The 16,205-nt window shown below is 39.3% G+C and carries 15 protein-coding genes and 2 pseudogenes; 12 read left to right on the top strand and 5 right to left on the bottom strand.

What is annotated here, in order from left to right:
* Nucleotides 1-4: 4 nt before the first annotated feature.
* Nucleotides 5-418, bottom strand: a complete 414-nt coding sequence (locus D2C78_06025; protein QEF35460.1) for a hypothetical protein — start codon at nt 416-418, stop codon at nt 5-7.
* A gap of 118 nt (nt 419-536) precedes the next feature.
* Nucleotides 537-989, bottom strand: a complete 453-nt coding sequence (locus tag D2C78_06020; protein QEF35459.1) for a hypothetical protein — start codon at nt 987-989, stop codon at nt 537-539.
* A gap of 158 nt (nt 990-1,147) precedes the next feature.
* Between D2C78_06020 and D2C78_06015 the strand changes: the two genes are divergently transcribed.
* Nucleotides 1,148-1,882, top strand: coding sequence for an outer membrane beta-barrel protein (locus D2C78_06015; protein QEF35458.1), 735 nt, complete (start codon nt 1,148-1,150; stop codon nt 1,880-1,882).
* Nucleotides 1,883-2,120: 238 nt separating this feature from the next.
* Here D2C78_06015 and queC read toward each other — a convergent pair whose 3' ends face one another.
* Nucleotides 2,121-2,798 carry a 7-cyano-7-deazaguanine synthase QueC gene (gene queC / locus D2C78_06010; GenBank protein ID QEF35457.1) on the bottom strand — a complete coding sequence of 226 codons (678 nt, stop codon included), beginning with the start codon at nt 2,796-2,798 and terminating at the stop codon, nt 2,121-2,123.
* 62 nt (nt 2,799-2,860) lie between these two features.
* On the opposite strand from queC, the pseudogene D2C78_06005 reads away from it, so the two are divergent.
* The 11 genes and pseudogenes from D2C78_06005 (at nt 2,861) to D2C78_05955 (ending at nt 14,191) form a co-directional block, all read left to right on the top strand.
* Nucleotides 2,861-4,585 (top strand): annotated as a pseudogene (locus D2C78_06005) (polynucleotide adenylyltransferase).
* Between the two features lie 14 nt (nt 4,586-4,599).
* Nucleotides 4,600-5,457, top strand: a complete 858-nt coding sequence (locus tag D2C78_06000) for an NAD(P)-dependent oxidoreductase (GenBank protein QEF35456.1) — start codon at nt 4,600-4,602, stop codon at nt 5,455-5,457.
* Between the two features lies 1 nt (nt 5,458).
* Nucleotides 5,459-6,110: pseudogene (locus D2C78_05995) on the top strand (NAD(P)H-dependent oxidoreductase).
* A 170-nt stretch (nt 6,111-6,280) separates the two neighbouring features.
* Nucleotides 6,281-7,603, top strand: coding sequence for a glutamate--tRNA ligase (locus D2C78_05990; protein ID QEF35455.1), 1,323 nt, complete (start codon nt 6,281-6,283; stop codon nt 7,601-7,603).
* Nucleotides 7,600-7,893, top strand: coding sequence for a YggT family protein (locus D2C78_05985; GenBank protein QEF35454.1), 294 nt, complete (start codon nt 7,600-7,602; stop codon nt 7,891-7,893). Before D2C78_05990 ends, D2C78_05985 begins: the two co-directional genes overlap by 4 nt.
* A gap of 8 nt (nt 7,894-7,901) precedes the next feature.
* A complete protein-coding gene (locus D2C78_05980; protein QEF35453.1) occupies nt 7,902-9,584 on the top strand; it encodes a lytic transglycosylase domain-containing protein in 1,683 nt (560 codons plus the stop codon).
* A complete protein-coding gene (gene galU, locus D2C78_05975; protein ID QEF35452.1) occupies nt 9,581-10,402 on the top strand; it encodes a UTP--glucose-1-phosphate uridylyltransferase in 822 nt (273 codons plus the stop codon). The genes D2C78_05980 and galU overlap by 4 nt, the downstream gene beginning before the upstream one ends.
* A gap of 11 nt (nt 10,403-10,413) precedes the next feature.
* Complete coding sequence (locus tag D2C78_05970; GenBank protein ID QEF35451.1) at nt 10,414-10,821, top strand: hypothetical protein; 408 nt, start codon at nt 10,414-10,416, stop codon at nt 10,819-10,821.
* Between the two features lie 2 nt (nt 10,822-10,823).
* On the top strand, nt 10,824-12,092 hold the full coding sequence (gene murA, locus D2C78_05965; protein ID QEF35450.1) for a UDP-N-acetylglucosamine 1-carboxyvinyltransferase: 1,269 nt from the start codon (nt 10,824-10,826) through the stop codon (nt 12,090-12,092).
* Nucleotides 12,093-12,149: 57 nt separating this feature from the next.
* Nucleotides 12,150-13,556: an aspartate ammonia-lyase gene (gene aspA / locus D2C78_05960; GenBank protein ID QEF35449.1), complete on the top strand. Its 1,407-nt coding sequence runs from the start codon at nt 12,150-12,152 to the stop codon at nt 13,554-13,556.
* Nucleotides 13,557-13,600: 44 nt separating this feature from the next.
* Complete coding sequence (locus D2C78_05955; GenBank protein QEF35448.1) at nt 13,601-14,191, top strand: uracil-DNA glycosylase; 591 nt, start codon at nt 13,601-13,603, stop codon at nt 14,189-14,191.
* Between the two features lie 8 nt (nt 14,192-14,199).
* Here D2C78_05955 and D2C78_05950 read toward each other — a convergent pair whose 3' ends face one another.
* On the bottom strand, nt 14,200-15,531 hold the full coding sequence (locus D2C78_05950; protein ID QEF35447.1) for a fucosyltransferase: 1,332 nt from the start codon (nt 15,529-15,531) through the stop codon (nt 14,200-14,202).
* Between the two features lie 37 nt (nt 15,532-15,568).
* Nucleotides 15,569-16,192 (bottom strand): phosphoserine phosphatase SerB, encoded by a 624-nt coding sequence (gene serB / locus D2C78_05945; protein QEF35446.1) that lies wholly within the window; start codon nt 16,190-16,192, stop codon nt 15,569-15,571.
* Nucleotides 16,193-16,205: the final 13 nt, after the last annotated feature.

Here is a 16,205-nt window from a genome sequence, read left to right as displayed (position 1 = left end):
GGGCTTAAAAGCGGATGTGCATCATCAACCCGCCGTCCATGTATTGGGTTTTTTTGCTTTTAGTCCTTTCAAAATAAGGCCCAAAAGACAGGGCTTTATTGAAATTCACAATCGGCATGCTCACCCCTTCAGCGATATTGTTTTTAGCGAGTTGTTTGTAAAACTTTTTATCGCTTTTTTTATGGCTTTTAAGGTTGGGGCTTTTTTCTAAATCCACGCCTTCTAAGCCGCTATTTTTAGTGAAATCGTAAAGCTTTTTGTCGTTTTTGGCCTCGGTTTCTGATCCATGGTTTTTATGGAGTTTGTAAAACTTTTTACCGCTCTTTTTTTCGCTTTTGGTTTCGGTTTCTAAATCCGCTGCGAACGCACTACTATACGCCACAAACGATACAAGAAATAAATTTCTAACTATACGCATAAGATCTCCTCTTATATAGCCTTTCTTTATCGCACCACCATAGCATGTTAGAAACAACCATTAGAAAACACAAGCGCGTTTTAATACCAACGCTACCACGCACGCTAAAGCCACTCAATCAATAGAAAGCGTAAGGGAAGTATCCAGGCGCTCCATACCCATAAGGCCCATAAGGCATAAGACCTGACCCATAAGGCATGAAACCATAGGGCATGTAATAATAAGGCATGTAATAGCCTCCATACATGCCGTTTTGCATGGGCGAATTGAGGTTATCCACTGAATTGTAAAAGCCGTTTAGAGAGCCATAAGCGTTATAATTAGTGAAACGATTGATTAAAGGCGTGGTGCGTGCATCAATGATGGCGTTTTCTTGCTGGATGGCGTTTTCTTCTCTGGCGACTTCTTGGGCTTTGGTTTCTTTAGGATCTTTAACTATCACTTCTTCTATAGGCACATTCGCCCCACAAGCGCTTAACAGATAGGCTAAAAAGCCGGTGTTTAAAAAAAGAACGATTTTAGAAAGATGAGCGGATTGGTTGGGTAAAAAAGTTTTATTGTTTTGATGCATGGGTTTTCCTAAATTTTAAAATAACTAAAGATTAACATGTTTTTGATTTAATGTTGGTTAAGCGGTGGTTTTTAGGGTTATTTCATTTTAACTTTGTTTTTCATTAAAACCCCATACTAAAATCTTATTTTTATGATAAAATACTTAAATAATATCAAATCTTAAACCAAAAAAGGAAAAACCATGAAAAAAGCTCTCTTACTCTCTCTCTCTCTCTCTCGTTTTGGCTCCACGCTGAAAGGGACGGATTTTATTTAGGTTCTGACATATTAGGGGGAAGCTATATTTTAGAAAAAATCAATACAAATGTGTTTGCAAATGTGTTTAATGTACTTAACATACAAAATCCATCAACTAGTTCGTCCAATCCTCCAAATTCAAACACTATATCATTCTCTGGTGGATCGGGCGGTCTTCTCAGTGAAATCAGCTTTGGGTATAAATATTTTTTGGGTAAAAAAAGGATTATAGGGTTTAGGCACTCTCTTTTTTTCGGTTACCAAGTTGGTTATATAGGGGGTGGTTGGGGTGGTTTAATTGTTTTTTTACCTTATGGTTTTGATACGGATTTGCTCATTAATTGGACTAACGATAAGCTAGATAAGCGACACTCCTTAAAAGACTATATCGTCAAACGCTCTTCTGGGTTTGTTATTGGCGTGAACATAGGGGCTAGCACTTGGTTTTCTCCTGCTACGACTATTTTTCAGTTACAAGGGAAATTTGGCATTCGTTGGAATCGTGATAAATATTATGCTGGAAAGTATCTTGGGGGTTCTAGTATTGAAGTAGGGGTTAAAGTGCCAGCGTTTGAAGTCAATTTGTTCTTGTCCGATATTAGAAGAGTGGTGAGCGGTTATCTCAATTATACATATACATTTAAAGGGCATTAAAAACACGCTTTTTACCGCTCTTTGATTGTTTTGTAAAAACGCTCAAAGGCATTTTTTAAACAAAAATATAAAACAGCTTGATCTTAATCAAGCGACAAACTCTTAAAAAAACGCTCTTTTTGGGTTAGGGGTTTTAGTTGGGTGTTGTAGGGGGAATTATTTCAAAATCCCCTGTTCTCTTAAGAAATTTATTATAAAAACAAAGTTTTAAAAACCCCATTCTTTAAAAAATTATTTTTTACAGCTTAGCTTGAAACTCTTCAAAGCCTTTTTTTCTTAATTGGCATGCCGGGCATTCATCGCAGCCATAGCCATAAGCATGCAAAATCTTTCGCTCTCCTTGATAGCATGTGTGCGTTTCTTTGATGACTAAATCCAAGACGCCTAAATCTTTAGCCATTTGAAATTCTTGCGCTTTATTCAAAAACATTAAAGGCGTTAGGATTTTAATCGCCGTGTTTGATCCTAAATTTAGGGCATGCTCGATGCTTTTAATAAAATCTTCTTTACAATCCGGATAGCCGCTAAAATCCGCTTGCGAAACCCCTAAAGCGATATTGCTAGCCCCTAGTTTTTGCGCGTAAGAATGCAAAAGGGTGATAAAAATAGCGTTACGATTAGGCACAAAAGAATTGGGTAAATCTTTATTTTGCGCATGCGAATGCCCCATTAAATCGTTAGAGTTTTTAAAAAGCGCGGAGCGGGTGATATTCTCTAAAAAATCTAACGAGATGATTTCATAAGGGAGTTGTAAAAGAGAAGCGATTTTTTGAGCGCATTCTAATTCCACAGAGTGTTTTTGCGCGTAATCAAACCCCACTAAACAGACTTTTTTAAAACGCTTTTTCGCCCATACGGCTAAAGTGGTGCTGTCTTGCCCGCCGCTAAAACCGATCACGCAAATTTCTTGTTCCATCAACATTCCTTAAAAATTCTAAAAAGATATAATAACACAAAGAAGTTTTAAGAGTAAAAAGCGTGTTTGAGTTAGAAGAAGGATTAAAAGAATTGTTTGACATTTATGAAAAATCCCCCTATGAGCTTTACTTGGTAGGGGGTGCGTGCGCGATCGTTTGATGGGCATTACCCCCAAAGATTACGATTTGACCTCAAACGCTTTAGTGAATGAAAGTAAAGAGCTTCTTTTAAAGTGCCATTTTAGGGTACTAGAAACCGGCATCAAGCATGGCACGATCACGGTTCTTAAAAACAATCAAAGCTATGAAATCACAACTTTTAGAATTGAAAAAGGGCATATCAAGCACCGAAAGCCTAAAGAATTGGTTTTTAGCGCTCGTTTAACAGACGATTTAAAGCGGCGCGATTTTAGCATGAATGCGATCGCTTATAGCCCTACAAAAGGGATTATTGATCCTTTCAAAGGGCAAAATGCGATTGAAAATCAAATGATTGAATGCGTGGGGGAAGCGCGACTAAGGTTTTTTGAGGACGCTTTAAGGATTTTAAGAGCGTTGCGATTTAGCGCGACTTTAGCCTTTAAGATAGCGCCAAGCACCAAAGAAGCGATTTTTGCGTGTAAGGATTTGTTAAAACACCTCTCCAAAGAGCGCTTACAAAGCGAATTGAATAAGCTTCTTATGGGGAAAAACGCCTATGAAGTGGCTAAGGAATATCAAGAAATTTTAGAGTTGGTTATTCAAGAGAAAATAGAAGATTTAGGGTTTTTAAAAAGCGCGCCTTTCAATCTGGAATTAAGATTGTTAGGGTTTTTTAAACACCAAAAAAGTTTAGAAAATTTATGCTACCCTAAAAAAACTTGTGTTTTATTTTTAAAAGCTAAAGAATGCCATAAAGCTTTTTTAAATATTCATAACAAAACAGAATTAAAATTTTTATTGAAAAACTACGATTTAGAGCCTTTTAATTTGGCTTTGGAATTTTATGCGCTCAAAAACCCCAAACGCGCTTTAAAAATTAAAGGCTTATTAAAAGAAATATTTAACGCTAACGAGCCTTTTAAAAAAGAACACCTAGCCCTTAAGGGCGGGACGCTTCAAAATTTAGGCTACCGGCGCCAACAAATTGGCGAAATTTTAAACGCATGCTTAGATTTAGTCATTGAAAATCCTAAAAATAACGCTTTAGAATGGCTGATAAAATGGGTTAAAGATCATTATTTACCTAATGATGCTATAAATCATTCGCCAATAGGCAGAAAAAATTAAAAACAGAGAAAACATGATAACGATGAATGCGATTCAATGGCCTGAAAAATGGATTCCAGGAGAGACTGATAATTTTGTGTCCAATGAAGTCATTGTCAAAGGTTTGGATTTTAATAAAGTGGTGCAACACTTAAGAGACGCGTCTTGTTGGGAAAAGTATTACAAAAATTCAGGGAATGTCCACATGCATAATCAAGACAATACCATTCTTAAAGACAAGACTCGTTTTTGTTTTGAAACTTTTGGCTTTTTAGTGGAAGCAGAAGTGGAAGAGTTTGAATTGAAAGACACCATACTGCGTTTGGCTTGGAGAGGTTGGAATGAAGCTAAAGGCGATGAGTATCTTGAAGTGTATCACGCATGGCTAGTTGAAAAATTAGATAATCATCGTGTGCGTATTTTAACCCAAGAAAGCCAATCAGGAGTCCCTGCTAAAGCTTTAGCGAAATCTGTACCTAATGCGATACTAAATGGCCATCAAGCTTGGTTAGATGGTTTAGTGGCGTATTCACGCTAATAAGTGAGAATTGAATGAAAATCGGATGGATTGGACTAGGGGCTATGGGAACTCCTATGGCGACTCGCTTGTGCGATGCGGGTTTAAAAGTATCGGTTTATAACCGAACAGAGAGCAAAGCAGCCCCCTTAAAAGAAAAGGGCGTAGCGGTTTATACTAACCCTATAGATTTGGCCGCTAAAGTTGATCTGGTTTTTACCATGCTTTCGGATAAAACGGCGATTGATGCTGTTTTAGCACCAAAATTTTGGGAACAGATGTCTGAAAAAATCGTGGTGAATATGAGCACCATCGCCCCTTTGGAAAGCTTATCTTTAGAAAAAACCGCTCAAAAGCATCAAGTAACTTACCTTGAAGCGCCCGTTTCAGGATCGGTTGGCGCGGCCAAAGCCGGGGCGTTATTGATTTTAGCAGCCGGTGAAGAAGAGATGGTTACTCAACTCAAACCTGTTTTGGCGCATTTAGGGAGTCAAACCTTTTATTTAGGAAAAGTTGGTCAAGGGGCAAGAGCCAAGTTATCCATTAATAGCCTTTTGGCTCAAATGGGGGTTGCTTATTCAGAAGCTTTGCTATTAGCCAAACATTTAGGGGTTGATGCAGAGTTGTTTTTACAAATTATTGGCCAATCTGGCATGAATTCGCCTCTCTTTCAAGCTAAAAAAGGCATGTGGCTACAAGATAGCTATCCGGCCGCTTTCAGTTTGAAACTCATGCTCAAAGACATTCGTTTAGCTAACAATGAAGTAGGAGAGGCGATTGAATTGCCATTCTTATTCAAGGTGCAAGAACTTTATTCTCAGGCGGAAAAATCCGGTTTAGGCGGATTGGATATGGCAGCCGTTTATCATTATTTAGAAAAAGGAGAACATTAAAATGGACAGAGAACAAATTATTGCTTTACAGCACCAACGATTCGCTGCAAAAAAATACGATCCCAATCGCCGTATTTCTGAAAAAGATTGGGAAGTTTTGGTTGAAGTGGGGAGGTTAGCCCCTTCTTCAATTGGGCTTGAGCCATGGAAAATGCTTTTATTGAAAAATGAACGCATGAAAGAGGATTTAAAACCGATGGCCTGGGGGGCTTTCTAGTTTAGAGGGAGCGAGCCATTTTGTCATTTATCTTGCGCGAAAGGGCGTTACTTATGACAGCGATTACGTTAAGAAAGTGATGCATGAGGTTAAGAAAAGGGATTATGACACCAATTCCAGGTTCGCTCAAATCATCAAAAATTTCCAAGAGAATGATATGAAATTGACTGACGAACGATCCTTGTTTGATTGGGCTAGCAAGCAGACTTATATCCAAATGGCGAACATGATGATGGCAGCAGCCATGTTAGGGATTGATTCTTGCCCGATTGAAGGGTATGATCAAGCAAAAGTGGAGGCTTATTTAGAGGAAAAAGGCTATCTGAACACGGCGGAATTTGGCGTGTCGGTAATGGCTAGTTTTGGTTATCGCAATCAAGAAATCACCCCTAAAACCCGCTGGAAGACAGAAGTTATTTATGAAGTGATTGAATAAAAAACGCTTTTAGCTTTTTGATAATTGATCATAAAAAGCTTGGCGTTAGCCAAGCACTAATCTCTTGAATAATGCCTATTCATGTTTGATAAAAACAGAACTACTTTCCATAAGCACAATTAAGTATTCTTTAGGTATAATCAAAAACTATTTTTAAATAAAGGGTTTTTATGCTTCGTTTTGCGCCTTCGCCTACAGGGGATATGCACATAGGGAATTTAAGGGCAGCCATTTTCAACTACATTGTGGCCAAACAGCAACACAAACCCTTTCTCATTCGCATTGAAGACACGGACAAAGAGCGTAACATTGAAGGCAAAGACCAAGAGATTTTAGAAATTTTAAAGCTTATGGGGGTAAGTTGGGACAAGCTCGTGTATCAAAGCCATAACATAGATTACCACAGAGAAATGGCGGAAAAATTACTGAAAGAAAATAAAGCGTTTTATTGTTATGCGAGCACGGAGTTTTTAGAAAGAGAAAAAGAAAAAGCCAAAAACGAGAAACGCCCTTTCAGGTATTTAGACGAGTGGGCCACTTTAGAAAAAGACAAAAACCATGCCCCTGTGGTGCGTTTAAAAGCCCCAAATCATGCGGTGTCTTTCAATGATGCGATTAAAAAAGAAGTGAAATTTGAGCCTGATGAATTGGATTCTTTTGTGCTTTTGAGACAGGATAAAAGCCCTACTTATAATTTCGCTTGCGCATGCGATGATTTGCTTTATAAAATCAGTCTGATTATTAGAGGCGAAGATCATGTGAGTAACACCCCTAAACAAATTTTAATCCAGCAAGCTTTAGGCTCAAACGATCCGATTGTTTATGCGCATTTGCCCATTATTTTAGATGAAACAAGCGGTAAAAAGATGAGCAAAAGAGACGAAGCGTCTAGCGTGAAATGGCTTTTAAATCAAGGGTTTTTACCGGTTGCGATTGCGAATTACCTCATCACTATCGGTAATAAAGTGCCTAAGGAAGTTTTTAGCCTTGATGAAGCGATAGAATGGTTTAGTTTAGAAAATCTTTCTAATTCCCCGGCTCATTTTAATTTAAAATATTTAAAACACTTAAACCACGAGCATTTAAAGCTTTTAGACGATGAAAAATTATTAGAACTCACTTCAATAAAAGATAAAAACCTCTTAGGGCTTTTAAGATTGTTTATAATAGAAGAATGCGGCACGCTTTTAGAATTGAAAGAAAAAATTTCGTTGTTTTTAGAGCCAAAAGATATTGTTAAAACTTACGAAAATGAAGATTTTAAAGAGCGTTGTTTAGCGCTTTTTAACGCCCTAAAAGGCATGGATTTTCAAGCGTATAAGGATTTTGAAAGTTTTAAAAAAGAAGCCATGCGATTGAGTCAGCTTAAGGGTAAGGATTTTTTCAAACCTTTGCGCATTCTTTTAACTGGGAACTCGCATGGCGTTGAATTGCCTTTGATTTTCCCTTATATCCAAAGCCATTCTCAAGAAGTTTTAAGGCTGAAAGCATGATCTTTTCCACTCTCCTTAACGCAGTAGCGGTGATTTTAAGCTCGCTCATTACGATTTACATGTGGGTAGTGATCATTTATTCGCTTATCGGCTTCGTGCAGCCTAACCCTAATAACCCCATCGTGCAAATCCTCGCTCGTTTGTGTGAGCCGGTGTTTTATTTTTTACGCTCTAGATTCAAGTTGGTGTTTAACGGGTTGGATTTTTCTCCTTTAGTGGTGGTCATTGTGTTGAAATTTTTAGATTTAACCCTCATCCAATGGCTTTTTGCGCTCGCCAAAAGCCTCTAAAGAAAATCATGCGTTTTTTTATGTTATTTTTTATCGGTGCACTTGGCGTTGGTTTTTCTCAAACCGAGTTGGATTTAAAGGATTTAGAAAAAAAGCCCGCCGGGATTGTTAGGGATTATTATTTATGGCGTTATATTAGCGATAAAAAAACCACTTTAGAAAACGCTAAAAAAGCCTATGAATTGACCCAAAATAAAAACAGCGCCCTACAAAAAGCCATGCAAGAAAAAGGCGTAGAAAATTCAGATAAAACCCCTGATGTTAAATTGCCTGAAGATATTTATTGCAAGCAAATTACCCTAGAAAGCATGTTAGAAACAACAGACACTTTCCAAGCAAGCTGTATCGCTATCGCTTTAAAATCAAAAATCAGAGATTTTGATAAAATCCCCCTTCAAACCTTTAAACCTTTACAAGAAAAAATCAAAGAGGCTTACCCCATTCTTTATGAAGAATTAGAAATCTTGCAAAGTAAGCATGTGAGCGCTTCTTTGTTTAAGGCTAACGCGCAAGTGTTTAGCGCGCTCTTTAACCATTTGAGTTATGAAAAAAAGCTTCAAATTTTTGAAGAGCATATCCCGATTAAAGAGTTAAACCGCCTTTTAGATGAAAATTACCCGGCGTTTAACCGCTTGATCTATCAAGTCATCTTAGATCCTAAATTGGATCATTTTAAAGACGCTCTCGCTAAAAGTAACGCCACCCAAAACAACGCGCAAACCTTTTTTATCCTAGGGATTAACGAAATCTTGCACAAAAAAACTTCTAAAGCGCTCAAGTATTTTGAACGCTCAGAAGCGGTTGTCAAGGACGATGATTTTTCAAAAGACAGAGCGATTTTTTGGCAGTATTTAGCCTCTAAAAAGAAAAAAACTTTGGAGCGCCTTTCACAAAGCCCAGCCCTAAACCTCTATAGCCTTTATGCGAGCCGCAAACTCAAAACCACGCCCAGTTATCGCATCATTTCTCGCATCCAGAATTTAAGCCAAGAAGACCCTCCTTTTAACACGCATGACCCTTTTTTATGGCAAATTTTTAAGGAAAAAACTTTGAGTTTGAAAGATGAGAGCGCGTTTAATGCGATGCTAAAAAGCTTGTATTATGAAAAAAGCGCTCCTGAATTGACTTACCTTTTAAGCCAACGCAATAAAGACAAGATTTATTATTATTTATCCCCTTATGAGGGCATTATTGAGTGGCAAAATACAGATGAAAGGGCTATGGCGTATGCGATCGCTAGGCAAGAAAGCTTCTTGCTCCCAGCTTTAATCTCTCGCTCCTTTGCTCTAGGGCTTATGCAAATCATGCCCTTTAATGTAGGGCCTTTCGCTAAAAGCCTTGGCATGGATAATGTTGATCTAAACGACATGTTTAACCCCAATATCGCTCTCAAATTTGGTAATTATTACTTGAACCATTTGAAAAAAGAATTCAACCACCCCCTTTTTGTCGCCTACGCCTATAACGCTGGGCCTGGGTTTTTAAGGAGGTGGTTGGAAAGCTCCAAACGATTTAAAGAAAAAAATCATTTTGAGCCATGGCTTAGCATGGAGCTTATGCCTTATAGCGAGACTCGCATGTATGGCTTTAGGGTCATGCTCAATTACTTGATTTATCAAGAAATTTTTGGGAATTTCATCCCTATTGATGCGTTTTTAGAACAAACTCTTAACTCAAAGGACAAACCATGATTAAAAAATGCCTTTTTCCTGCCGCTGGCTATGGCACGCGCTTTTTACCGATCACTAAAACCATTCCTAAAGAAATGCTGCCCATTGTGGATAAGCCTTTGATCCAATACGCTGTGGAAGAAGCGATGGAAGCGGGCTGTGAAGTGATGGCGATCGTTACGGGCAGGAATAAACGCAGTTTAGAAGATTATTTTGACACGAGCTATGAAATAGAGCATCAAATCCAAGGCACCAACAAAGAAAACGCCTTAAAAAGCATTCGTAACATTATAGAAAAATGCTGTTTTTCTTATGTGCGCCAAAAGCAAATGAAAGGCTTAGGGCATGCGATTTTAACCGGGGAAGCCCTCATAGGCAATGAGCCTTTTGCGGTGATTTTAGCCGATGACTTATGCATAAGCCATGATCACCCAAGCGTGTTAAAGCAAATGACTTCATTGTATCAAAAATACCAATGCTCCATTGTAGCCATTGAAGAAGTGGCGTTAGAAGAAGTTTCAAAATACGGCGTGATTAGGGGCGAATTGTTAGAAGAGGGGGTGTATGAGATTAAAGACATGGTGGAAAAACCAAGCCAAGAAGACGCCCCAAGCAATCTGGCCGTGATAGGGCGCTACATTTTAACCCCGGATATTTTTGATATTTTGCGTGAGACTAAACCGGGTAAAAACAATGAAATCCAAATCACAGACGCTTTACGCACTCAAGCCAAAAGAAAACGCATCATCGCTTACCAATTCAAAGGCAAGCGATACGATTGCGGGAGCGTGGAAGGCTATATTGAAGCGAGTAACGCTTATTATAAAAAACGCTTATAAATCTTATCAACATGGGCAATTTGACTTATTACGCTTACATGTATTTGATCCTCTTTGTATGCCTGTTGCCTGTGTTATTGGTGGGGCTTGCTTGGAGGCTTACTCGCCCCCCCTTAAAGCAAAATATTCCTAATAAAAGCCTCTCTTTAGAAAATTTAAACGAACAAATCAAAAACCTTCAAAGCGTGCCAGCTTTAGAAAAACTGAAAAACCGCTTCAATGAGCGTTTTAAAATCTGCCCTAAAGACAAAGAAACTCTGTGGCTAGAAACGATCCAAAACTTAGTCGCTTCAGAATTTTTTGAATTAGAAGACGCTATTAATTTTGGGCAAGAATTAGAAAACGCTAACCCCAATTACCAACAAAAAATCGCTAACGCTACCGGCTTAGCCCTTAAGAATAAAAAAGAAAAAGGATAGAATTGGACTTTTTAGAGATTGTAGGACAAGTCCCTTTAAAAGGAGAGGTAGAAATTTCAGGGGCGAAAAACTCTGCACTCCCCATTTTAGCTGCCACGCTTTTAAGCCGCCAAGAAGTCAAAATCAAATCCTTGCCCCAAGTGGTGGATATAAAGGCGATGGCGTTATTGTTGCAAAATTTAGGCGCAGAATTAGAATGGCTTAACCCCCACACGCTCCAACTCAGCGCTAAATCCCTGCACCACACCGAAGCCACTTACGATTTGGTGCGTAAAATGCGCGCTTCCATTTTGGTGTTAGGCCCTTTATTAGTGCGCTTTAAAGAATGCTTGGTGAGTTTGCCCGGTGGGTGCGCTATAGGAGCAAGGCCTGTGGATTTGCACTTAAAAGCGATGCAACAATTAGGGGCTGAAATCAAAATTGAGCAAGGCTATATCCACGCAAAAGCCCCTAAAGGCTTGAAAGGGAATGATATTTTATTTGATAAAATCAGCGTTACAGGCACAGAAAACGCCCTCATGGCAGCAAGTTTAGCTAAAGGGATCACGCGCATCATTAACGCCGCTAAAGAGCCAGAAATCGCTCAATTGTGCGCGTTTTTACAAAGCGGAGGCGTAGAAATTGAGGGCGTTGGCAGCAGCGAGCTAAAGATTAGGGGGGTAGAAAGCGACGCTTTGAATTTAAAAGACATTCAAATCATACCGGATAGGATTGAAGCAGGCACTTATTTGTGTGTGGGGGCTATCACTAACAGCCAGCTTAAAATCAATCATATCATCCCTAACCATATTCAAGCGATCACCGATAAGCTCATAGAAATTGGTTTTTCACTAGACATTCAAGAAAATTCTATAGAAATTTACCCGGCCAAACAACGCCAAGCCTTTGAAATCACCACGAAAGAATACCCGGGCTTTCCCACAGACATGCAAGCGCAATTCATGGCATTAGCCACGCAGTGTTTGGGGACTAGTATCATTGAAGAAACGCTTTTTGAAAACCGCTTCATGCATGCAAGCGAATTGCAACGCTTGGGGGCTAGTATTAGCCTAAAAACGAATGTGGCTACCATTAGCGGATCCACAGAGCTTACCGGAAGCGATGTGATGGCGACGGATTTAAGGGCTTCTTCGGCTCTCGTTTTAGCCGCTTTAGTGGCTAAGGGGGTGAGTAGGGTGCATAGGATTTACCACTTGGATAGGGGTTATGAGAGATTAGAGGATAAAATCAACGCTTTAGGGGCAAAAGTGTTGCGTTTAAAAGAAAAATAATCCAAGATTTGGTTACAATAGCTAGAATATTTTTCAATTATTACATAAGGAGCTTTTATGCGTATTGAGCATGATTTCATTGGGCAAATGGAAATTAGCGACGAGGTTTATTACGGGATCCAAACTTTAAGAGCGAGTGAAAATTTTTTCATCACCAACGACAAGCTTTGCAGTTATCCTGTTTTTATTAAATCTTTTGCTCAAGTCAAAAAAGCGGCCGCTTTAGCGAACGCGCAATTAGGCTTGATTGATGAAAAGCTTAAGATTGCGATTTGCCATGCGTGCGATTTGTTGATTGATGGCAAATACCATGATCAATTCATTGTGGATATGATTCAAGGGGGGGCTGGCACGAGCACGAACATGAACATGAATGAAGTGATTGCTAATTTGGCTTTAGAATACATGGGGCATCAAAAGGGCGAGTATCAATTTTGCCACCCAAACGACCATGTCAATCGCTCTCAATCCACTAATGACGCTTATCCTAGCGCGTTAAAAATCGCTATTTATGAGCGTTTGAGTAATTTAGTCGCTCCCATGAAGGCTTTAAGGGACGCTTTCGCTCAAAAAGCTAAGGAATTTTCCCATGTGATTAAAATGGGGCGCACCCAGCTTCAAGACGCTGTGCCTATGACTTTAGGTCAAGAGTTTGAAACTTATGCCTTGATGGTTGATAGGGATATTGAGCAGGTTTTAGACGCTAGGAATTGGGTAAGAGAGCTTAATTTAGGCGGCACGGCTATTGGCACAGGGATCAATTCGCACCCGGATTATCGCAGTTTGATTGAAAAGAAAATCCAAGAAGTAACGGGCCGCCCCTTTGTCATGGCTAACAATTTGATAGAAGCCACTCAAAGCACGGGAGCGTATGTGCAAGTGAGTGGGGTGTTAAAGCGTATTGCGGTCAAACTTTCTAAAGTTTGTAACGATCTTAGGCTACTCAGCTCAGGCCCTAGAGCCGGGTTGAATGAAATCAATTTGCCTAAAATGCAGCCGGGCAGCTCTATCATGCCGGGTAAAGTCAATCCGGTGATCCCTGAAGTGGTCAATCAGGTGTGCTTTGCGGTGATTGGGAACGATTTGAGCGTGGCGTTAGCCGCAGAAGGAGGGCAATTGCAACTCAATGTGTTTGAGCCGGTTATCGCTTACAAGCTTTTCCATTCCTTTGTGATTTTAGGGCGTGCGATTGAAACTTTAACGACTAAATGCGTGGAAGGCATCACGGCTAATGAAAAGATTTGCCACGATTATGTCTTCAACAGCATTGGCATTGTTACCGCGCTAAACCCTCATATCGGCTATGAAAAATCCGCTATGATCGCCAAAGAAGCCTTAAAAAGCGATCGCTCTATCTATGACATCGCTTTAGAAAAGAAAATCTTAACTAAAGAACAACTGGACGATATTTTCAAGCCAGAAAACATGCTAAGCCCTCACGCTTTCAAAAAGCATAAAGACTGAACGCTTTGCAACACTCACGCCTTCAAACTTTACGCTCCCTTTATATGGAGCGTCTTTTAGGCGAAACTTATACGGATATTAGCCTTATAAAGCCCCAAAATAAACCCCTTAACAAACAAGTTCATGAGGGTATAGAAAATTGCAATCTGTGCAAACGCCACCAACATTCAAAACCGGTGATCGGGCTTTTTAACCCCACTTCCAAGCTCGCTTTCATCACGCTAACCCCCATGCTGGATAGCCAATTACATTTCTTAAACAATTTAAAAGCGGTCATGTTAGAGAGCATTATCCAAAAGGTTTTTAACTACCCCTTAAAAGATTGCAGTATTTTATCGCTCCTTAAATGCGACTCTAACAGCCTTAATTTAGAAGAAGAAATCAACGCATGCCTGCCCCATTTAATTTGGCAATTAGACAACAGCGCTTCAAAAGTCATTGTGGTATTTGGCGAGATTTTGCCCAGACGCCTTTTAAACCTTTCTAAAGAAGAATCCTTTGGGCGCATCGTGTCTTTAAAAACCAAACATTTTTTAAGCACCCATGCTTTAGAAGACATGCTCAAAAACCCCACGCTCAAAAAAGAAGCGTTAGCACATTTTAAAATAGCACTCCAATTTCTTAATCAGTCTTAAAATGCACCTTATTTTTTAACCCACTTCCTTATGGCGCATAGCAAGGGTAAGGATTTTTGATAAGCTTTGCGATAGATTTTAAAAGAGGTGTTTTGAGAGAGTTCTAATAAAGGTGAAGCGTTTTGTAAAAGGCGCTCATAATTAATTCTCAAATCATCATAATTAATTCTCAAATCATCATAATTAATTCTCAAATCATCATAATTAACCCTCAAATCATCATAATTAACCCTCAAATCATCAATGGATACTAACGGCTTATGCAGATCACGCTCCCACATGAAAGATGTTGAGGATTTGTGGTAAATCGTATCGTTTTCTAAAATCGTTTTAAAAAAATCTAAGATTTTTTTAAAACTCAAATCTTGGTAAAAGTAAGCTTTCCCATCAAGGGTGTTTAAAGGGTTTTCATAGAGCATGTCTAAATAGGCGTTTGGGTGCGTGTGCAAGTATCTCACGTAATCAATCGCTTCATCAAAGTTTTTAAAATCACAAACGTTTACAAAACTCTTAGGGTTAAAATCTTGCGCCACGCTAGGACTCCCCCAATAAATAGGAATGGTGTGGCTGAAATAAGCGTCAATGATTTTTTCAGTTACATAGCCATAATTTTGAGTGTTTTCAAAACACAGGTTGAATTTGTATTGGCTTAAAAACTCGCTCTTGTTTTTGACGTTATAGCCTAAAGTGTTTTTCACGCTCCCTCCCCCAGTAACTGGCTCTATAGAATTTAAAGCGTCATAGAAAGCGTTCCTTATAGGGGCGTTAGGGTTGCTTGCGACAAAGCTCGCAAACCCTCTTTTCAAAGGATCGCTCTCATCATTCACCACTGCGCATAAATGGGGGTGGTTTTCTTTAAAATGATGGGAGGGTTTTTTTAAAGCATAAAGACTGTTGTCTTTAATCTTGTAAGGCGCAGTGGTGTCATTCACGCTCTCGGCTTTATGGTGTAGCCTATCATAATATAAAGGCATTCTCAAATAACGATCTCTAAAGTCCAATTCATCAAAGCCTATGGCGTAATCAAAGAGGTTGAAATTGGGGACTTCATTTTCACCGGTGTAAAACACTCGTTTAGTGTTTTGATAGGATAGGATTTTTCTGGCTGATCCAAGGGGGTTACCAAAAACGATGTCCGCAGGTTTATCAGGGTTTCGGTGTAAAGTGATTGTGTAATGCTGGCTTAAGATGAAATGTAAAATAAATTTTTTTCTAAACCCTTTGCTTTCTCTTTTATCTAAAGGCCACCAATTCGCTAGGGCTATATTTAATGGGGGCTTATAATCGGTTTCATCTAAACGGGTGCTGTCTGTATAAGCGTCTAATAGGGGCTGAAACATGGTTATCCTTTTAAAGGAATTTTACAAAAAAAATTTTTTAAATCAAAGGCTTGATTAGGGCTAAATCAGGCTCATCAATGCAATGCGTGGCGTGCTGTTTTAGGATTTCTTTAGCGTTGAAAGCGATTTTAATGTGGGCATGTTTGAACATGCTCAAGTCATTCGCTCCATCGCCCACGACTAAAGTGCGATCTTTACTGATATTCAACAAGCGTTGTAAAGCGAGCAACATTTCGCCCTTAGAGTGTGAAAACATCATATGCCCCGTAACCAAGCCGTTTAAGGCGTCATTTTCCACTACCAGCGTGTTACTGAAAGCCGCATCTAAATGCAATAAATCCCTGTAATGATTGGTCGCTAAATCAAAGCCTCCGCTGAAGCAAACCACCTTGTAATTTTTCTCTTTTAAGGCGCTAATGAGTTCAAACGCCCCCTCAAATAAAGGCAGACTTTCACAAACTTCTTTGGCTAGTTTTAAGGGCATGTTTTTGAGTTTAGAAACCCTTAAAATAAGACTTTTATGAAAATCTGTCTCGCCATTCATAGCTTTCAAAGTGATTGTTTTCACTTCATCAAACACCCCCCACGCCCTCGCTAAAGACTCAATCGTCTCAGCATTGACTAGCGTGGAGTCAAAATCAAAAACGGCTAGTTTTTGCACCCAATACCCTAAA

This window comes from Helicobacter pylori, from assembly GCA_008032935.1.
Taxonomy (GTDB): Bacteria; Campylobacterota; Campylobacteria; order Campylobacterales; family Helicobacteraceae; genus Helicobacter; species Helicobacter pylori_CX.
The sequence above is the reverse complement of the archived record's forward strand: the minus strand, read 5'-3'. Positions and strand labels throughout refer to the sequence as shown.